The organism is Streptomyces sp. NPDC043176, from assembly GCF_056436715.1.
Genome location: NZ_JBWKCA010000004.1, coordinates 87,537 through 107,146, shown reverse-complemented (window position 1 = coordinate 107,146; position 19,610 = coordinate 87,537). Strand labels below are relative to the sequence as shown.

The following is a 19,610-nucleotide window of genomic DNA, read 5'->3' as shown; positions in this document are numbered from 1 at the left end:
CCCATCATGTCCCTGCTCCGTGGGGGTCAGCGAAGGGGGAGTGGGGCGAGGGTGAACTCCCACTGGTGTCGGCCCTTGTCGATGACGAGGAGGAGGGGGCCGTCGGGGATGCGGACCTTCTCCTTGACGCGGCGGCCGTTCCAGGCGTGGACGAGCTCTTCGTCGGGGCGGCGGAGTTCGTCGGGGGTTTCGCCCCGGTACTGGTTGAGCTGGAACCAGCCGTTGTGGCGGTCGCTCGCGCGGACCTTGAGGTCGGCCGCGGTGCCCGTGTGGACGAAGATCTCACGGCCGCTGCCCTGGATCGTGCCGGGGCCGATCGGGCGGGCCGCCGTCAGGGGGAGGACGGTGAGTTCCCACTTTCCGGTCTGCCGCACCTTGAGTTTCAGGGGGCCGCCCTTGCGAGGCGGTACGAGCAGGGCGCGGCCGTAGAAGTCGGGCAGGTCGGTGCAGAAGACGTCCTCGGAGCGGCCGGGGACGGCGACATGGAGGAAGTGGTACTGGTCGACGCGTGCTTCCAGGATCACCGGTGCCGAGTCCTGGGGGAACGGCAGGTCCACGGTGATCGTCTTCTCACCCTTGCCGCTGTAGGTGAGCGGTTCGAATTCGAAGAGGCCGGCTCCCCAGGAGGGGGCGGCCGGGGTGCTGACGAAGACGGGTGCGCCGGTGTGGGACCAGCCCGGTCCCGCAGGAACGGGTATGCCCGCGGCCACGCCGGGCCCCGCGAGGGGAGCGGCAGCCGTCACGGCCGGCCCTTGCATCGGAGGTGCGATCGCTTTCCCGGGCACCGAACCGGACTTGGCCACGCCCGTCAATGCCGACGGCCCCGACGCAGGCACACTCGCCGGAGCAGCCGGAGCAGCCGGAGCAGCCGGAGCAGCCGGAGCAGCCGGAGCAGCCGGAGCAGCCGGAGCAGCCGGAGCAGCCGGAGCAGCCGGAGCCGCCGCCTCCCCGTCCTTCGCCACCACGACGCCGAAGTCCGTCGCCAGCCCCGCGAGGCCTGACTCGTAGCCCTGGCCCACGGCGCGGAACTTCCAGGCGGCGTCGCGGCGGTAGAACTCCCCGAGGACGAAGGCGGTCTCGCTGGAGGCGTCCGTGATGTCGTAGTGCGTGACGATGGAGCCGTCGACCGACGCGATCTGTACGTACAGGCCGGGGACCTGGCCGAAGGAGCCGTCGTCGCAGGACGCGGCGAGCAGGACCCGTTGGACGGCCGGTTCGATGCGCAGGAGGTCCAGTTCGAGCCATTCGGCGAGTTGGCCGGCGCCTTCTCCCGGGCCGACGTGGCGCACGGCGCCGGACGGGTGGGCGGGTTGGCCGTGGAAGACGATGTCGGCGTCGCCGCGGACCTTTCCGGTGGCGTCGAGGAGGACGGCGGAGGCGTCCACGGCAGGTGCCCCCGGGGTCAGGTGCCGGCCTACGGCGATGCGCAGGGGGGCGGTGGGGACAGGGGTGTTGGCGCCTTTGGTGAGGTGCGTCATGCGGCACATGGTGACAGTGGACATGGTGTGAAGGAAAGATCGTCAGAGTGGATCAGGACGGGCGAGAGGCTTCCGTGGCCCTTGGCGATCGCGCTCCTTCAGGTCTCCTGGGACTGCCCCGTGGTGCCTCCAGTGAACCGTCCCCGGCTCTGAACCCGTAAGTCGTGTTCAGGAGTTGAAGCGCTGGAGGGGTTGACGGTCGTCTTCCGCCTCCATAACTTCACACCTTGATGTAAGCCTTGCCGTCCTGTGGTGTGTCCGGCGGTCCGGATGTGCCGGTCCGAGGTGTCGGTGGGGCGGAGTCCTCTGATGAAGGGTCTGTCAGGTGCACTACAAAGCTTGGTTGTCCGGGCGGCACGGAAGGTCGCGACGGCGACGCCTGGCCGCGTTCGTGAGCGGGGTTCTCGTGGCGGGCGGACTGGTCATGACCGGTCCTGGCGTCGCGCAGGCCGCCGGGGAACGGGTCGACGTCTGGCTGACGACGACGTCCGATGCCGGTGGGCGTACCGTGACCAGGGGCCTCGCCCCGCAGCCGGCGATCGCGTTCGGGGCCGGAGGGGGCAGCGCGGGGCACACCATCGCGGTCGACGATGCCACCACCTACCAGCAGTTCGAGGGCGGCGGGGCGTCGATCACGGACACGACCGCTCATCTCCTGCGGGGCGGGGCGGTCAGCGCCGCCACCCGTGACGAGGTCATGCGCAAGCTGTTCTCGCCGACGGAGGGCATCGGGCTCTCGTTCGTCCGTAACCCGATCGGCGCCTCCGACCTGTCCAGGCCCGGGAACGTCTCCCTCGACGACACGTGTTGCGATCTCGCCGACTTCGGAGCGAACGGCTACGACGCGAACGTGCGGCTGCTGACGGTCCAGGCCAAGCAGCTCAACCCGGCACTGCGGGTGAAGGGGGTGCCGTGGAGTGCGCCCGGATGGATGAAGGACAACGGCCGGATGGACCAGATGGGCTGGCTGAAGTGGGAGTACTACCCGCTCTACGCCCAGTACCTGGTCAAGTACGTCCAGAGTTATCAGGCGGCCGGGGTGAAGGTCGACTACCTGTCCGTCCAGAACGAACCGAACTGCTGCCAGGCCGGCAACCCCACCGCCATGAACTACCCGGGGATGAGCTGGAACCCCGCCGGGCTGGTCGAGTTCACCAAGAACCACGTCTATCCCGCCTTCCGGGCGGCCGGCATCACCACCAAGGTCCTCGTGCACGACTGGAACTACGGCGACTACGCGAACTTCGGCGCGGCCGTCCTCGACGACGCGGGGGTGCGCAACGACCCCCTGTTCGGCGGGATCGCCTGGCACGGCTACTTCGGTGATCCGGCCGTCGGCAGCCAGGTCCACACCCAGTACCCGTCGGTACGGCAGTTCAGCACCGAGCACTCCGGCGGTACGTGGATCGGCAACCAGCACAACGAGGACCTGAAGGACATCGTCGGCTACGCCCGCAACTGGAGCAGCAGCCTGGTGAAATGGAGCCTGGCCCTCAACCAGGACATGGGCCCGCACAACGGAGGCTGCGGCACCTGTACGGGTCTGGTCACCGTGCAGGAGGGCGGCGCGCGCGCAGGACAGGTCGACTACACGATCGAGTACTACACGACCGGGCACCTCACGAAGTTCGTCCGGCCCGGCGCGTACCGCATCGCCTCGACCGACGACGCCGGCCTCCCCAACGTCGCCTGGCGCAACCCGGACGGCTCCAAGGCCCTCATCGCCCACAACGGCGGCGCGTCGGCCCAGTCCGTCCGCGTCGACTGGGGCGGCCAGTCCTTCACGTACACCCTGCCGGCCCGTACCACCGCCACCTTCACCTGGTCGGGCACGACGGGCGGCACCGCCCCCACCGGCGTGCTGACCGGGCTGGCCGGCAAGTGCCTCGACGTCGCCGGGGCGGCCACCGCCGACGGCACCCCGGTCCAGCTCTACACCTGCAACGGGACCGCGGCACAGCGCTGGACGCTCGGCACCGACGGCACCGTCCGGGCCCTCGGCAAGTGCCTCGACGTCACCGGAGCCGCGACCGCCGACGGCACGAAGGTGCAGCTCCACACCTGCAACGGGACGGGCGCACAACGCTGGACGTACGACCCGGGGACGCACGACGTCGTGAACACGGCCGCGAACAAGTGCCTGGACGTCACAGGCAACTCCTCGGCCGACGGCACCCGCGCCCAGATCTGGACCTGCACGGGAGCCGCCAACCAGAAGTGGACCCACCAGCCGTCCTGAACCAGCCACCATCTCCCGCAACCCCCGTCCGAGGAGCCCGCATGCCGCACCCGTACCACCGGAGAAGGGCGAGCGCCGCCGCGCTCGCCGCCACCGCAGTCCTCGCCGGACTGCTCGCCGGAGCCGTGCCCAGCGTCGCCGCGCCCGGGGCGGAAGGCGACCCGGCGCCCCGGGCCGTCGACCGCTTCGAAGGAGAGGTCCCCTTCACCGGACCTCCCGCCGAAGGCCTCTTCACCTGGGGCAGCGACACCGACGACCACCCCGCCCTCACCCTCGCCGAGCGCGCCGACGCACCCGAGGGCACGAAGGTCCTCGAAGGCCGCTACGACATCAGCGGCTGGGGCGGATTCACCCACGACTTCGCCTTCGACCGGCCCGCCCAGGACTGGACGGCCCACAAGGGCATCCGCTTCTGGTGGTACGGCCAGAACACCGCCCCGCTGCCCCCCGGCTCCGGAAAGCGCGTCAACTTCGAGATCAAGGACGGCGGAGCCAACGGCGAGGCGTCCGAACTCTGGACGACCTCCTTCACCGACGACTGGGAGGGCTGGCACCTCGTCGAGATCCCCTTCTCCGAGTTCCACTACCGCGCCGACTACCAGCCGGTCGGCGGCATCGACCAGGTCCTCGGCCTCGACCGCATGTGGGGGTACGCGCTCACGCTGCCGACCGGCGCGCCCGGCCGCTTCGCCCTCGACGGCGTCGAGCTGTACGGCAAGGCGGAACCCGCGCTCAACACCCGGGTCGTCACCGGCGCCGTGGTCCACCCCGTCGACGAGGGCGGCACCGCCCGCATCGACGTCTCCGTGACCACCACCGGCTCCGCACCGACCGGGGAACCCGTCACCGTCACGTACACGACGGACGACAGCGGCCCCGCCGAGCCGGGGAAGGACTACGCGCCGGTGTCCGGAAGCCTGGAGTTCCCGGCCGGGACGCCGTCCGGAACGACCCGCTCGATCACCGTACCGACCCTGAAGGACCGGGTCGCCGAGGAGGCCGAGACAATCCCGGTCAAGCTGACCGTCGACGGCGCGAAGGCCCCCGCCGAGACACCGGCCGTCGTCGTCGACGCGCACGGACTGCCCTACCTCGACCCGCGCCTGCCCGTGAAGAAGCGGGTCGCCGACCTCCTCTCCCGCATGACGCTCGCCGAGAAGGCCGGCCAGATGACCCAGGCCGAGCGCAACGCCCTGCGCTCACCCGGCGACATCGCGGGCTACGCCCTGGGCTCCCTGCTCTCCGGCGGCGGCTCGGTCCCCACCCCCAACACCCCGGAGGCGTGGGCCCGGATGGTCGACGCGTACCAGCTGCGCGCCCAGGCCACCCGGCTGCAGATCCCCCTGATCTACGGCGTGGACGCCGTGCACGGGCACAACAACGTCATCGGTTCGACGATCATGCCCCACAACATCGGGATCGGCGCCGGACGCGACCCCGGCCTCGCCGCCCGGACCGGCGCCGTCACCGCGAAGGAGGTCCGCGCCACCGGGGTCCCCTGGGACTTCGCGCCCTGTGTGTGCGTGACCCGGGACGAACGCTGGGGCCGCTCGTACGAGTCCTTCGGCGAGGACCCCGCCCTCGTCACCGCCATGGAGACCGTGATCGACGGAATGCAGGGCGCGCGCGACGGCCGCGACCTCGACCGGAACGACAAGGTGCTCACCACCGCCAAGCACTTCGTCGGCGACGGCGGCACCGCCTTCGGTTCCTCCACCACCGGTTCGTACACGATCGACCAGGGCGTCACCCGCGTCACCCGTGAGGAACTGGAGGCCGTCCACCTCGCCCCCTTCACCGAGGCCGTGAAGCACGGCGTCGGCACGGTCATGCCCTCGTACTCCTCGCTCGACGTCCTCGGCGACGACCAGGGCCCCGTGAAGATGCACGCGCACGCCGAGATGATCAACGGCGTGCTCAAGGACCGGATGGGCTTCGAGGGCTTCGTCATCAGCGACTGGCAGGCCATCGACCAGATCCCCGGCGACTACCCGAGCGACGTACGGACCTCCGTCAACGCCGGCCTCGACATGATCATGGTGCCGACGAACTACCAGGAGTTCACCCGCACGCTCGTCGCCGAGACGGAGGCCGGCCGCATCCCCACCGCCCGCGTCGACGACGCCGTCGCCCGCATCCTCACCCAGAAGTTCCGCCTGGGCCTCTTCGAGAAGCCCTACGCGGACCCCACCCACCTCTCCACCGTCGGCTCACCCGAACACCGCGCGGTGGCACGCGAAGCCGCCGCCGCCTCCCAGGTGCTGCTCAAGAACGACGGCGCCGTGCTGCCCCTCAAGCCCACCCAGAGCGTGTACGTCGCCGGCTCCAACGCGGACGACCTCGGCAACCAGGCCGGCGGCTGGACCGTCACCTGGCAGGGCGCCTCCGGCCCCACGACCACCGGCACCACCATCCTGGAGGCCATGCGGAAGTCCGCCGACCCCGGCACCACGCTCACCTACTCACAGGACGCCTCCGCACCCACCACGGGACACGACGTCGGTGTCGTCGTCGTCGGCGAGAAGCCGTACGCCGAAGGCATGGGCGACGTCGGCAACGGCCACGACCTGGAACTGACCGCCGCCGACAAGGCCGCCGTCGACCGCGTCTGCGCCGCCATGCCCTGCGCCGTCCTCGTCGTCTCCGGCCGCCCGCAACTCATCGGCGACCGCCTGCCCGCCATCGACGCCCTCGTGGCCTCCTGGCTCCCCGGCACGGAAGGCGACGGCGTCGCGGACGTCCTCTACGGACGCCGCCCCTTCACCGGCCAACTCCCCGTCAGCTGGCCCAAGTCCGAGACCCAGCTCCCGCTGAACGTGGGCGACACCCGGTACGACCCCCAGTTCCCGTACGGCTGGGGCCTCACCACGCTCCGCGGCACCCCCCAGGGCGGCGAGCCCGCCCTGCGCGCCATCGGCCTCGCCGCCCGCGCCCTCCAGAAAGCCGGGCTCGGCGACTCCGCCGCCTCCCGGCGACTCGTCGGCCGGGCCCGGCTCATCGTCCAGGACCGCATCGGCCACGACATCACGCAGAACACGGCCAAGCCCTTCGCCGAGGCGGACCACCTCCTCCTCAGCGGTGACCCCACCGCAGCCGTCGCCAAGCTGACCGACGCCTTCCGCGCCGCCGGCTGACCTCCCGTCACGGTCCCGCCCCCCACCACCCGTGGGGGCGGGACCGTGACGGCCCCCTGGAACGAGTCAGTAGCGATGACCGGGCCGGTACGGACTCCGGAACCGCTGGGCTCCCGCCTCCGAAGATCACCCGCTCACCCGCCTCGTCCGGATCGTCCAGCGCTCCCGCCGGTCGCTCCCGCACGTTCTCCGGCGACAATGTCCCCCCGCGAACCCGCCTTCGCGGAAATCCGTGGACGGTCCCGTGCAAGACCACGTACTGTGTGGCTCCACGCCTTGAGACGAACGGAAGGAGGCGAGTGCCGTGCAGTCCACACCTTTCCAGCGCTCCCTCTTCCGCTGCCCCGGCGTGGCTCGTCAGTTCTGACCGGGAGCGCTCCAAGCAGCCGTATCCCGGAGGAATCCATGACCGATCCGGTCATTCGCACGCTCTCCCCGAGCGACGCTCATCTCTTCGACGCACTCCCCGACCCCCTGGGCGCTCGTGAAGGCCATCGGCGCACCCGGTTCCGCCCCGAGTGGAAGCGCGTCGCCCTGCGCGACGGCGAGGTCGTCGCACGCGGCGCCTGGTGGGGCGGTCCCGACGACTCGGAGCCCGTCAACATCAACTGGTTCGACGTCGCCGAGGGCGAGGAGGGAGCGGGGACCGAACTCCTGCGGTCCGCTCCCTGGCAGGTCGAACTCGAGATCAACCTGCCTGGCGGTTGGCGGGAGAAGGCCGGCCTCCGTGCCTGCGCCGAGGCCCGCTTCTCCGCCGCACGAGCCGCAGGGTACGAACTCCTCGTCGAACGCTTCCAGTACCGCTGGACCCCGGAGCGAGGCCTCCCCGAGCGGCCCGGCCGCCTGCGCTTCAGCCCCGAACCCGACGACGGCGTGTTCTTCGACGCGCTCCGCCGCATCCACTCCGTCACCCTGGACGCCCACGCGCTCAAGGCCATCGAGACGGGCGGCCTCGACCAGGCCGCCCAGGAGGAACTCGACTTCTTCCACTGGTGCCCCTCCCCGCGCGAGTGGTGGCAGACCGCCCACACGCCCGAAGGCGACCTTGTCGGCATCCACATCCCGGCCCACAACCCCTCCGGTCCCACCATCGGCTTCATCGGCGTCCTCCCGGAACAGCGCGGTCACGGCTACGCCTACGACCTCCTCGCGGAGTGCACCCACTTCCTTGCCGAGCAAGGCGCCGAGTTCATCGGCGCTTCCACGGACCAGGGCAACTTCCCCATGGCCGCGAACTTCGCCAAAGCCGGCTTCCCCGTCGTCACCGAACGCATCAACTTCCACCCGGCGAGCGCATCGGCCTAGCGAGAAGTAGCACGCAGCGAGCGGCCTGATCCGGTCCGGCCCCGGTCCGGCCCCGGCCCCGGCCCCGGCCTGAGGCCAGGGCCGGGGCCGGTCACCGGTCGTACCTGCCGGACACAACGGCTCAGCCGGGTGCAAGAGGGAGGCTGCGGGGGCCCAGGCACTGGGCGCCCGTCTCCTCCACGCGCCCGCGTAGCTCGCGGTCCGCCGTGACGACGAGGCAAGGGCGACCGCTCGCGCTCCGGGCCAGCTCGACGATGGTGTCGTCGCCGTTGCCGGGAGCGTCCTCGACCCGTACGCCGGGCACTGAGGCGACGCCACGAGCGCGGCCCTCGACGACCAGGACGATCTCGTACGGCCCCGCATACGGGCCGGCGGCCGGCCCTCCGGCGGCCGCGAGCCGATCCCTCAGGCGTTCAGCCGCCCCGCGCCGGTCCCGCCACCAGCCGTCCGGCACCGATCCCACGACGTTGGCCCCGTCGACGACGAGAAGGGGAAGCGTGGGGTGGTCCTCCGGAGTCATGGCCTCAGGATGTCAGCCGGGCCGAGATACGGCGCCCCCGCCCACACCGGAGGAGCTCACGCTCGAGGAGCCGACACCGCAGGAGCCCACGATCGAGGAACCCGTCCCGGAGGCCGGCCCGTCCGACGAGACCGAGCCGGTTCCCGAACCCGAGCAGACGACCGGCGGCTGGACCTACTACGACAACTGCGACGCGGCCCGCGCGGCCGGTGTGGCACCGCTCCACCGAGGGGACCCGGGATACCACGACGGTCTCGACCGTGACGGCGACGGCACCGCGTGCGAGCCGTACCCAGGGCAGTGAGGTCGGGGAAAGATCAGTTCCGAGGGAAGGACGAGGCCCACGGCCGGTCTCTGCGGCACAATCACCGGATGATCGGCAGACGGATCACCTATCGCACCGTGGACGGCGTCCGCATACCCGGAACCTGGCGGCACGCCTTCATCCGGAACGGCCGCTACTTCCTGACGGACCTCTTCATCTACGCCGACGGTCTCATCGACTGCTGGGGCCTCGTCACGGTCGAGGAGTTCGAGGAGAAGCTCAGGACCGGCTGGGTGGCCACGACCTTCCCGGAGGGCGCGGAGGCGTCCGCGCACGATCTGGCGCGGTGGAAGTTCAGCGCGCCGCGGAGTCGGCTGACTCCCGAACTGGTGGTCGCGGAGGTCCGGGACACGATCGACCGGCTGAATCAGCGGCCGGATTCGACCGGGCGGTGTCTGGCCGCCGTGGAGACCTTCCTCGCCGATCGGACGGAAGAGAACCGGGCCGCGGCACGCGCCGCGTTCCTGGCCATCCCGTCGTCACGGCGCCGCTACGCGCTGGGCGACATGGACAGCAAGGACGGGCCGCTGCGGGTCCTGGTGGCGGGGCCCGGAGGCCGGACCTACCTTCCGAACGACCCGCCGGTCTCACAGGCGCGCTACGACAGGGCCCTCGCCTATTTCGAGGAGAACTCCCACTGGCGGGCGGAGCACGACGCAGGCCCGCCGGCAGACGGGCCGACGGTCCCGCACGCCGCGTTGGTCCATCTTCACCACGCGCAAGCGGGCGAGCCGGTGGCCCATCCCGGCCGCCGGGGACTGCGCAACGACTACCCCGCTCCCCTCACCGTCGGGGAGGTCGTCTACCCCTCCGTCACCCACGCCTACTGGGCCCTGTCGGTCACCCAGCCGGAGGCCCGCAAGGCCATCACGGCGGCGGACACCGCCGCCGCGGCGCTCGAACTCGCGGCCGCGGCGTCTCGCCGCGAGGGCTGGGAACATGTGCGCACCGCCGTCATGACCAGTCTGCTGCGCGCCAAGTACGACCAGCATCCCGAGCTGGCCGAGATCCTGCTGGCGACGGGCGACGCCACCTTGGTGTACCAGGATCTGAACTCGACCTTCTGGGGTGACGGCGCCGGCCACGGCCGCAACTGGGCCGGCCGTCTGCTCGAACTCGTCCGCTCTGAACTGCACGTGCGGCGACACGGGATCCCAGGTCTGTAAGCGGCGCAGCGGTGTGACCTCCTGCGGGGCCGGTGCGACCCGGAGCCGATGGTGAGGAAGGGCCCGGCCGGGGCCGATCACGAGGTGAAGGAGGTCACCTCGGAATGGCTCGGCACGCCCTACGCGGCGGAGGCCAGTCGGTCTGTCGCCCCGGTCCAGGGCTGTGGTTCGGCGACGTCGTCCCGGTACGCGGCGTCTTCGTCGAACCAGCCCGTTCCCGAGAGCCAGGTCTCCAGCCAGGCCGCGAGACTGGTGGAGTCGAGGAACCAGCAGGGGGCCCACGAGCCGCCGTCGTAGGGGTTCGGCTCGAAGAGCAGGACCTGGCCGTCCTCGTCCAGGCAGTCGACGCCGGCGTACATGCCGCAGCCCCAGGTGAGGATCGGTACGACGCCGTCCGGCCACTCCGGGTGTTCCGTACCGGTGGAGGCCGCACGGCGGGCGAGGAACTCGGTGACGACCGAACCGCCGGGTCCGAGCAGGGGCAGGAGCCGGTAGTCCGGGCCGAAGCCGCCATCGGCGATCTCGCGGTACAGGCGGGTGAGGAGGGGGTGGAGGGAGAAGCCCAGTCGTGCCTCGGCCTGGGTGAGGAGGTCTTCGCTGACAGGCGTGGGCAGGTCCGCGTTGTCGGCGGCGGCCCGTGGGGCGATGCGTCGGAGGAGGTCGTCGGTGTCCGTCATGAGCGTGAGGATGGCAGAGGCCACTGACATCGCGGGGACGACGGCCGGGGGAGGGGGGAACGGCCCCCGCAAGCGACTCCCCGCCCGGCCCCGCCTCCCGGCGCTCCCTTCGATCAGTCGGTCGTGTCGAGCGGCATCGACGGCAGGTAGCGCGGTGCGCGCCACGCGTGCAGTCGTTGCTCGATGGCCGCGCCCAGGGACAGGAGTCGGGCGTCCTGGCGGTTGCCGGCCATGAGGAGGAGGCCGACGGGGAGTTCGCCGACGGAGCCGGCGGGGAGGGAGAGGGAGGGGTATCCGGAGACGGCGGCGGGAGTGGAGGAGGGGATGACGTCGTTGTCCCCGCGGGAGCAGTCGGTGGTCCAGGCGGGCGGGTTGGTGGGGGAGGCGATGGCGTCGAGGTGGTGGGTGGCCATGGTCTCGTCGATGGAGCGACGGGAGAGGTCGTCGAGTTCGGCGCGCATGGCCTGGTAGCGCGGGTCGGCGGTGGAGGGCGCGTCGAGGGCCGTCTCGAAGAGTTCCTGGCCGGCGAAGCAGGTCTGTTCGGCGGGGTGGGTGCGGTTGAACTCGACGAGGGCGGCGAGGTCGCGGGGGCCGTTGCGGGTGGAGAGGTAGGCGTCGATGTCGCGGTGGAACTCGCTGAGGAGGGCCGGGAACTCCAGTTCGGCGAGCCTGGCCTGGTAGGGCGGGGTGACCTCGACGACCGTGGCGCCGGCCGCACGGAGTCGGGAGGCGGTGCGGGTCATCAGGGCGTCGACGTCGGGGCCGAGGGAAGGGAGCCGCCACAGGCCGATGCGCTTGCCGTGCAGGCCGCCGGGGTGTGTGGCCGCCGCTGTGAGGGCGGAGGCGGCAGGGGCGCCCGCGGTGTCGGTTCCGCTGATCACCGAGAGGGTGAGGGCGGTGTCGACGACGTTGCGGGCCATGGGGCCGGCGGTGTCCTGCGCGGCGGAGATCGGGACGACGCCGGACTGGCTGACGAGCCCGAGGCTGGGCTTGTGGCCGACGACGCCGTTCATGCCGGCCGGGCACACGATGGAGCCGTCCGTCTCGGTGCCGATCGCCACCTGTGCGAGGGACGCGGCGAGCGCGGCGGCCGAACCGGCGGAGGAGCCGCAGGGGTTGCGGTCGAGGACGTACGGGTTGTGGGTCTGTCCGCCGACCGCCGACCAGCCCGATGTCGGCTTGGCGGCACGGAAGTTGGCCCATTCGGACATGTTGGCCTTGCCGAGGATCACGGCCCCGGCCGCGCGCAGCCTCGCGACGAGGTCGGCGTCCGTGCCCGGTGGATTCCCGGCCAGAGCCAGTGAGCCGGCGGTCGTCGGCATGTCGCGGGTGTTCACGTTGTCCTTCAGCAGGACGGGAATGCCGTCGAGCGGCCCGCGGACCTTTCCGAGGCGGTGCCGGACGTCGCTGGCGAGTGCCTGGCTCAGCGCCGTGGGGCTGGTGCGAAGGACGGCGTTGATCTTCGGGTCGACGGTTCTGATCCGCTGGAGGTACGCGAGGGTCAGCTGCGAGGAGGTCAGGTCGCCGTGCTTCATGCGTGCCTGAAGCTCGGGGATCGTCACCGTGTCCAGGTCGACCCCGCGCAGGACCGCCGATCCGGCGCGGGGGAGGGAACTGCCGGCACGGGGGAGGGAACTGCCGGCGCCGGATTCGGCGGCGATGGCGTGCGTATCCGGTACGCCGGCTGCCAGAAGGGGTGCCACGGCCAGGGCCGCAGTCAGTGCCGCAACACTTCTCTTCTTCATGGCGGACAGCCCACTGCAGGAGGACGGCGGGACACAAGACACTTCTCCGCCTCTCTCCACGTCTCTCCGAACCTCCGTCCAGCACCGGAACGTGCCCGTCCCCGCGGGGTTGCCGACGACGCCGGACGGGTGAACCGCGCCCGCCAAACCGGGGCGCGCGAGGCGTCGGGTGCACGGAAGGCTGCCGGGGGCGCCGTTGCGTGCTGTCAGGCGCCGTTGGAGCGCGGGTGGCCACGGGCAGGATCGCCGGGATCCCGACAGAAGGGCCGACCATGGCCAGTGAGTTCCAGCGCGACAAACTCGTGAACATGTTCAGGGCGTTCGACGCCGACGGAAACGGCTACCTGGACCAGAGCGACTTCCAGGCCCTCGCCGAACGCTGGAGAGGTCTGCCTCGCGTGCGACCGGGGTCCGAACTGGCCGCACGCGTGGACGCGGTCATGCTCGGCTGGTGGGACCTCCTCGCGGCCCATGTGGACACGGACGGCGACGGCATGGTCGATCTGGACGAGCTGCTCGCCATGGTGGACCTCCTCCCCACCATGCGCGAGGCCGTCGCCGCCACCGCCGAGACCGTCTTCGACGCCGTGGACGAGAACGGCGACGGCCGCATCTCGCCCACCGAGCACCGCAGGCTGGTCGACACGTGGCACGGCGGGACGGTCGACATCACCGGCGTCTTCGAGCACCTCGACGGGGACGGGGACGGATACCTGGACCGCCCCGAGTTCACCGACCTCTGGATCCAGTTCTGGACCAGCGACGATCCGACCGAACCGGGCAACCAGCTGTGCGGTCCCGTGCCGACCCCACGGTGACGCTGGAGGCCGGACCCTCCGTCCCGTCGTCGGCCCCGCTGTCGCCGCGAGACTCCATGGGGCCGGTGCCGACCCCGGCGCCGAGCCCGGGGCCGGCACCGGACCGGGCTCGGTTCAGCCCGCGGGCCCGCAGCGCTCGGTGTCGATCTCGGCGAGGGTGGCGTCGTTGTATCGGGGCCCGTGCACGGTCGAGGCGTTCAGGACGCGGCCCGCCGCGTCGAGGACGTCGGCGGGCACGGAGGCGTCCAGCGCCGCCAGGTTCTCCCGCAGGTGGGCCACCGACCGTGTCCCGGGGATGGCGACGACGTGCGGACCGCGGGAGACGACCCACGCCAGCGCCAGCTGTGCGAGGGTGACGCCGGCCTTGCCGGCGATCCGCTCCAGCTCGCGCCGCAGGACGAGGTTGGCGGGGTAGTGGCGGTCGTCGAAGCGGGGCATGCCCCGCCGGATGTCGCCGGCGGGAAGCCCGCCGGGGTCCGGAGGGGCCGAGGTGAGGAAGCCGCGGCCCAACGGGCTGAAGGCCACCAGGGCGACGCCCAGCTCGCGGGCCGTGGCCAGGGTGCCCTGCTCGGGATTGCGTGACCAGAGGCTGTACTCGTTCTGCAGCGCTGCGATCGGATGCACGGCGTGCGCACGGCGCAGCGTCGGGGCGGACACTTCGGAGAGGCCCAGTGCGCGCACCTTGCCGGCCGTCACGAGGTCGGCCATCGCCCCGACGCTCTCCTCGACCGGGACCGCCCGGTCGAGACGGTGGAGGTAGTAGAGGTCGATGACATCGGTGCGCAGTCGTGCCAGCGCCTCGTCGGCGGTACGCCGGATGGTCTCCGGCCGCCCGTCGATCACGCGCCGGCCGTCGACGCCCGTCATGCCGCACTTGCTGGCCAGCACGATCCGCTCGCGGTGGGCGGCGAGCACCCGGCCGACCAGCTCCTCGTTGGCGCCGAAGCCGTAGAGCGCGGCCGTGTCGAAGTGGGTGACGCCCTCCTCCAGCGCCGTCCGGAGGAGGTGCTCGGCCGCCTCCGGAGTCGCGGGGACGCCGTAGGCGTGGCTGACGTTCATGCAGCCAAGGCCGATCGCCGGGACCTCGAAGGGTCCGATCCGGCGCGGTGTACGGCCCGGGCCCGCCGTCGGGGCCGTGCTCATGAGCCCGAGGCGGCGGTGAGCTGTTCCTCCAGGGCCGCCAGCGTCCGGTAGCAGGGGAGGACCTGGGCGATCGAGGAGTTCGGCTCACGGCCCTCGCGGATCGCCGCGACGAACTCGCGGTCCTGGAGCTCGATGCCGTCCATCGAGACGTCGACGCCGCTGACGTCGATCGGCTCGTCCTTGCCGGTGAACAGGTCGTCGTAGCGGGCGATGTAGGTGCCGGTGTCGCCGATGTAGCGGAAGAACGTGCCGAGCGGTCCGTCGTTGTTGAACGACAGCGACAACGTGCACAGGGCGCCGCTCTCCGCCCGCAGCTGGATCGACATGTCCATCGCGATGCCGAGCTCGGGGTGGATCGGACCCTGCATCGCGTGGGCCTGCACGATCGGCGAGCCCGTCTGGTACGCGAACAGGTCGACGGTGTGCGCCGCGTGGTGCCACAGCAGGTGGTCCGTCCACGAGCGCGGCCGGCCCAGCGCGTTGAGGTTGGTGCGGCGGAAGAAGTACGTCTGCACGTCCATCTGCTGGATGCCGTACTCACCGGCCTGGATCCGGCGCCGCACCCACTGGTGGCTCGGGTTGAAGCGCCGCGTGTGTCCCACCATCGCGACGAGCCCGGTGCGCTCCTGCGCGGCCTGGCAGGCCTCCGCGTCGGCGAGGGAGTCGGCCAGCGGGATCTCGACCTGGACGTGCTTGCCGGCGTCGAGACAGGCGAGCGTCTGCTCGGCGTGCATCTGCGTCGGCGTGGCGAGGATGACGGCGTCGACGTCGTCCATCGCGAGCACCTCGTCCAGGGACGCCACGCCGCGGCCGACGCCCTGCTCCGCGGCGAACTTCTGGGCCCGCTCCAGGGTGCTGCTCACGACGGCGGTCACCTCGACGCCGTCGATCCGCCGGAGCGCGGCCGCGTGCTTCGCGCCGAAGGCTCCGCCGCCGGCCAGGGCGACCCGCAGGGTTCGGTCGGTCATGTCAGTTCACTCCTTCGGCGGGCGGCTCGGCCCGCGGGTGGTTTTCGAGGATCAGGTGGCCGACGGCCGTGTTGGAAGCGGGCACATGGTAGAAGCGGTGCTTGACCTCGACGCGGCCGGAGCCGTCGACGTCGCTCATCGCGCCGCGGGCGATCAGCCACATGACCAGCTCGATGCCCTCCGAACCGGCCTCCTCGACGTACTCCAGGTGCGGCACGCGCGCCAGACCGGCCGGATCCTCGACCAACCGGTCGAGGAACGCGTTGTCCCACTCGCGGTTGATCAGGCCCGCGCGCGGTCCCTGCAGCTGGTGACTCATGCCTCCGGTGCCCCAGACCTGGACCTTCAGCGGCCGGTCGTACGACTCGATCGCCTTCCGCAGTGCCTGGCCGAGGGCGAAGCACCGGGCGCCCGACGGCACCGGGTACTGCACCACGTTGACGTGGAACGGGATCACCTTGCACGGCCACTTCTCGACGTCGCCGAACATCAGCGACAGCGGCACGGTCAGACCGTGGTCGACGGTCATCTCGTTGGCGAGCGTCAGGTCGAAGTCGTCCCTGATGAGCGAGTGCGCGATGTGCGCGGCGAGGTCCGGGTCGCCCTCGACGCCGGGGACGGGGCGGGGGCCGTACCCCTCGTCGGCGGTCGGGTACGCCGCGCCCGTACCGAGCACGAACGTCGGTATCAGGGACAGGTCGAACGAGGAGGCGTGGTCGTTGTACACCAGGAAGATCACATCGGGGAGGTTGTCCCTCTCCCACTCCTTGGAGAAGTCGTACCCCTCGAACAGCGGCTTCCAGTACGGCTCGTCGGTCTTGTCGTGGTCCATCGCCGCGCCGATCGCCGGCACGTGCGAGGTGAAGACGGCACCGGTGATCGTGGCGTGCTCAACCGGGGGCCTCCGGTCCGCGTGGGCGGCGTCCAGTACGGCGTGGTCGATCCGGTTCCCCTCGACCGAACGGCCGCCGCCGACCATCATGTCGCGGTACTCCTGTTCGGTCATCCCGGTCATCGAGCCCGCCATCTGCTGGAAGGAGAAACCCAGCGTCGCACCCCACTTGGCGAGGAAGTAGATGTTCCCCCCCTCGCGCATCGCGGCGTTGAGGTCGCGGTCGAGCAGCGCCTGCTTCTGCTCCTCCCGCAGCGGCCACGCGTCCAGGTAGCCGCGCTCGTCGGCGAGGTAGGCCGCGCGGTTCTCCGCCGTCATCAGCGACATGCAGAACTGGTTGAGGTGGTAGCCCTTGGCGGACTGCTCGGCGTCGAAGACGGTCGTCCCCGGAACCAGCCGGTAGGTCTTGTCCAGTGACATGGTCAGGTTCCGATCGTGAGGGGGGTCATCCGGCGTCCGGCCAGTACAGGCGCATCGGGTTGTCGACGAGCAGCTTGCGCTGGAGCTCCGGCGTCGGCGCGATGTGCGGGACGAAGTCGACGAGCAGCCCGTCGTCGGGCATGTGGTCGGTGAGGTTGGGGTGCGGCCAGTCGGTGCCCCACAGCACCCGGTCGGGGAACTCCTCGACCACGCGCCGGGCGAAGGGGACGACGTCGCGGTAGGCCCGCTGCTCCCCGTCGAGGGCCGGTGGGCCGCTCACCGAGAGGCGTTCCGGGCACGTCACCTTGCACCGGATGTCGGGCCGGGCCCGCATGAAGTCCAGGAACGCCTCGAAGTCGGGGCCGTCCGGGTCCTTCGCGGTGTCCGGCCGGCCCATGTGGTCGATGACCAGCGGGACCGGGACCGAGAGGAGGAAGTCCCGCAGGTCGGGGAGGTCGGCCGCCTCGAAGTAGACGACGACGTGCCAGCCGTACGGCGCGATCTTCTCGGCGATGTCCAGCAGGTCCTGCTTCGGCGCCGCGTCCACCAGCCGCTTGACGAAGTTGAACCGCACCCCGCGGACGCCCGCCTCGTGCAGCTCCCGCACCTCGGCGTCGGTGACCTCGGGCCGCAGCGTCGCCACGCCCCGGGCAAGACCGCCGGAGGCCCGCAGGGCGTCGACCATGGCGGAGTTGTCCGAGCCGTGGCAGGTGGCCTGCACCACGACGTTGCGGGCGAAGCCGAGGTGGTCGCGGAGCGCGAAGAGCCGCTCCTTGGACGCGTCGCACGGCGTGTACTTGCGCTCGGGCGCGTACGGGAACTCGGCGCCCGGCCCGAAGACGTGACAGTGCGCGTCGACGGCACCGTCGGGGAGCCGGAACCGCGGCCTGCTCGGATCCGCGTACCAGTCCAGCCAGCCGGAGGTCTTCTCGAAGCCCGCCGGACCGGGGGCCTCCCCGGGGCTCGCGGAGCCGGGGCGCGCCTCGGAGCCCGTGGCGCCCAGGGCCTTCTCGGAACTCGTCGTCATCGTCAGTCCTCGTACCGCAGTCCGAGCTCGGCCAGCGGGCCGCGCATGCCGTAGACGTCCAGGCCGAGCGTGCCCGCCCGGAACTGCGCGCGCTTGCCCTCCTCCTTGGCCTCGCGCGCGGCGGAGGCGGCCGCCACCTCGGCGGCCCGCTCGCGCGGCACCACGACGACACCGTCGGCGTCCGCGACGACCACGTCACCGGGCCGTACCAGGGCGTTGCCGCAGACCACCGGCACGTTGACGGAACCGAGGGTGGCCTTGACCGTGCCCCTGGCGTTGACCGCACGGGAGAAGACCGGGAAGTCCATCCCCTCCAGGTCGGTGACGTCGCGGACACCGCCGTCGATGACCAGGCCCCGGCAGCCCCGGGCGCGGAACGACGTGGCGAGCAGCTCGCCGAAGAAGCCGTCCTCGCTCTCGGTGGTGCAGGCGGCGACGACGACGTCCCCGTCCTGGATCTGCTCGGCGGCGACGTGGAGCATCCAGTTGTCGCCGGGCTGGAGCAGTACGGTCACGGCCGTCCCGCACATCCGGGCCTTCGGGTAGACCGGACGCAGGTAGGGGCGCATCAGCCCGACCCGGCCCATGGCCTCGTGGATCGTGGCGACGCCGAACTTCGACAGCGCGGCCACGGCCTGCGGATCGGCGCGTTCGGTCCTGGTGCGGACGATGCCGAGCTCGGTGTGTTCCATGCGTACTCCTCCTGGGTTCAGCGGCCGGCCGCGGCGAGGCGGGCGGCGAGGCGGGGGTAGACGCGCAGGGCGTTGCCGGAGTAGACGGCGGTGCGCTCCTCGTCCGACAGGTGCGGGGTGGCGTCGACGTACCGCTTCGTGTCGTCGAAGTGGTGGCCGGTGCGCGGGTCGACGTCGCGGACCGCGCCGATCATCTCGCTGGCGAACAGCACGGACCGGCTGGGGACCACCCGGGTCAGCAGGTCGATTCCCGGCTGGTGGTAGACGCAGGTGTCGAAGAAGACGTTGTCGAGGAGCGCCTCGGGATCCGGCTTGCCCAGCGCCATCGCCAGGCCGCGGAACCGGCCCCAGTGGTACGGCACCGCGCCGCCGCCGTGCGGGATGACGAACCGCAGCGTCGGGAAGTCGGCGAACAGGTCGCCCTGGACCAGCTGCATGAACGCCGTCGTGTCGGCGTTGAGGTAGTGGGCGCCGGTGGTGTGGAAGGCGGGATTGCAGGAGGTGCTGACGTGGATCATGGCCGGGATGTCGTATTCGACCATCGCCTCGTAGACCGGGTACCAGCTGCGGTCGGTCAGCGGTGGCGCGGTCCAACCGCCGCCTGACGGATCGGGGTTGAGGTTGACCGTCACCGCGCCGAGCTCCTCGACCGCGCGGCGCAGCTCGGGCACGCAGGTCGCGGGGTCGACACCCGGGGACTGCGGCAGCATCGCGCCCATCGCGAAGCGGTCGGGGTACAGCGTGCTGACCCGGTGGACCAGGTCGTTGCAGATCCGCGCCCAGGTCGAGGAGACCCGGAAGTCGCCGATGTGGTGGGCCATGAAGCTGGCCCGCGGCGAAAAGATTGTCAGGTCGCTGCCGCGCTCGTTCATGAGCCGCAGCTGGTTGCCCTCGATCGCCCGGCGCAGGTCGTCGTCGGTGATGACCAGGTCGCCGGGGTCCGGCGCGTCCGCGGGCGACCCGACGGCCGCCACCTGCCGGTCCCGCCACCGCTCCAGCTGCGGCGGCGCCGTCGTGAAGTGACCGTGACAGTCGATGATCATGGGTTGTCTCCTGAGGTC

The 19,610-nt window shown here is 71.4% G+C and carries 16 protein-coding genes; 6 read left to right on the top strand and 10 right to left on the bottom strand.

The genetic code is table 11. From position 1 onward, the window contains the following. Positions 1–26 precede the first annotated feature (26 nt). Positions 27–1,502: a TerD family protein gene (locus tag AC067A_RS07745; RefSeq protein ID WP_478615947.1), complete on the bottom strand. Its 1,476-nt coding sequence runs from the start codon at positions 1,500–1,502 to the stop codon at positions 27–29. 400 nt (positions 1,503–1,902) lie between these two features. On the opposite strand from AC067A_RS07745, the gene AC067A_RS07740 reads away from it, so the two are divergent. The 3 genes from AC067A_RS07740 (at position 1,903) to AC067A_RS07730 (ending at position 8,156) form a co-directional block, all read left to right on the top strand. Continuing rightward, the gene (locus AC067A_RS07740) at positions 1,903–3,717 is read left to right on the top strand and encodes a ricin-type beta-trefoil lectin domain protein (protein ID WP_478615944.1); all 1,815 of its coding nucleotides are present in this window, start codon (positions 1,903–1,905) and stop codon (positions 3,715–3,717) included. Positions 3,718–3,758: 41 nt separating this feature from the next. Further along, on the top strand, positions 3,759–6,851 hold the full coding sequence (locus AC067A_RS07735) for a glycoside hydrolase family 3 protein (RefSeq protein WP_478615941.1): 3,093 nt from the start codon (positions 3,759–3,761) through the stop codon (positions 6,849–6,851). A gap of 405 nt (positions 6,852–7,256) precedes the next feature. After that, complete coding sequence (locus AC067A_RS07730; protein ID WP_478615939.1) at positions 7,257–8,156, top strand: GNAT family N-acetyltransferase; 900 nt, start codon at positions 7,257–7,259, stop codon at positions 8,154–8,156. 121 nt (positions 8,157–8,277) lie between these two features. Here AC067A_RS07730 and AC067A_RS07725 read toward each other — a convergent pair whose 3' ends face one another. Next, on the bottom strand, positions 8,278–8,676 hold the full coding sequence (locus AC067A_RS07725; RefSeq protein WP_478615936.1) for an NTP pyrophosphohydrolase: 399 nt from the start codon (positions 8,674–8,676) through the stop codon (positions 8,278–8,280). On the opposite strand from AC067A_RS07725, the gene AC067A_RS07720 reads away from it, so the two are divergent. Further along, positions 8,675–8,980, top strand: coding sequence for an excalibur calcium-binding domain-containing protein (locus AC067A_RS07720; protein ID WP_478615934.1), 306 nt, complete (start codon positions 8,675–8,677; stop codon positions 8,978–8,980). The two genes, AC067A_RS07725 and AC067A_RS07720, sit on opposite strands and share 2 nt — an antisense overlap. 68 nt (positions 8,981–9,048) lie before the next feature. Next, positions 9,049–10,167 (top strand): NADAR family protein, encoded by a 1,119-nt coding sequence (locus tag AC067A_RS07715; protein ID WP_478615932.1) that lies wholly within the window; start codon positions 9,049–9,051, stop codon positions 10,165–10,167. A gap of 119 nt (positions 10,168–10,286) precedes the next feature. On the opposite strand, the gene AC067A_RS07710 is transcribed toward AC067A_RS07715, so the two are convergent. Continuing rightward, positions 10,287–10,844 carry an SMI1/KNR4 family protein gene (locus AC067A_RS07710; protein ID WP_478615929.1) on the bottom strand — a complete coding sequence of 186 codons (558 nt, stop codon included), beginning with the start codon at positions 10,842–10,844 and terminating at the stop codon, positions 10,287–10,289. Between the two features lie 113 nt (positions 10,845–10,957). Further along, on the bottom strand, positions 10,958–12,589 hold the full coding sequence (locus AC067A_RS07705) for an amidase (protein WP_478615926.1): 1,632 nt from the start codon (positions 12,587–12,589) through the stop codon (positions 10,958–10,960). 272 nt (positions 12,590–12,861) lie between these two features. On the opposite strand from AC067A_RS07705, the gene AC067A_RS07700 reads away from it, so the two are divergent. Then, positions 12,862–13,407, top strand: a complete 546-nt coding sequence (locus AC067A_RS07700; protein ID WP_478615923.1) for an EF-hand domain-containing protein — start codon at positions 12,862–12,864, stop codon at positions 13,405–13,407. 114 nt (positions 13,408–13,521) lie between these two features. Here the strand turns inward: AC067A_RS07700 and AC067A_RS07695 are convergent, their stop codons facing one another. From AC067A_RS07695 to AC067A_RS07670, 6 genes are read right to left on the bottom strand one after another with little or no spacing between them, the layout of a single operon-like run. Next, positions 13,522–14,550 (bottom strand): aldo/keto reductase, encoded by a 1,029-nt coding sequence (locus AC067A_RS07695; RefSeq protein WP_478615920.1) that lies wholly within the window; start codon positions 14,548–14,550, stop codon positions 13,522–13,524. After that, on the bottom strand, positions 14,547–15,518 hold the full coding sequence (locus AC067A_RS07690; protein ID WP_478615917.1) for a Gfo/Idh/MocA family oxidoreductase: 972 nt from the start codon (positions 15,516–15,518) through the stop codon (positions 14,547–14,549). The genes AC067A_RS07695 and AC067A_RS07690 overlap by 4 nt, the downstream gene beginning before the upstream one ends. A 1-nt stretch (position 15,519) precedes the next feature. Continuing rightward, positions 15,520–16,830, bottom strand: coding sequence for a protocatechuate 4,5-dioxygenase subunit alpha (ligA, locus tag AC067A_RS07685; protein ID WP_478615914.1), 1,311 nt, complete (start codon positions 16,828–16,830; stop codon positions 15,520–15,522). Positions 16,831–16,855: 25 nt separating this feature from the next. Next, positions 16,856–17,857 carry an amidohydrolase family protein gene (locus AC067A_RS07680; protein WP_478615911.1) on the bottom strand — a complete coding sequence of 334 codons (1,002 nt, stop codon included), beginning with the start codon at positions 17,855–17,857 and terminating at the stop codon, positions 16,856–16,858. Positions 17,858–17,859: 2 nt separating this feature from the next. Next, a complete protein-coding gene (gene ligK, locus AC067A_RS07675; protein ID WP_478615908.1) occupies positions 17,860–18,549 on the bottom strand; it encodes a 4-carboxy-4-hydroxy-2-oxoadipate aldolase/oxaloacetate decarboxylase in 690 nt (229 codons plus the stop codon). 17 nt (positions 18,550–18,566) lie between these two features. After that, complete coding sequence (locus AC067A_RS07670; protein ID WP_478615906.1) at positions 18,567–19,592, bottom strand: amidohydrolase family protein; 1,026 nt, start codon at positions 19,590–19,592, stop codon at positions 18,567–18,569. Positions 19,593–19,610: the final 18 nt, after the last annotated feature.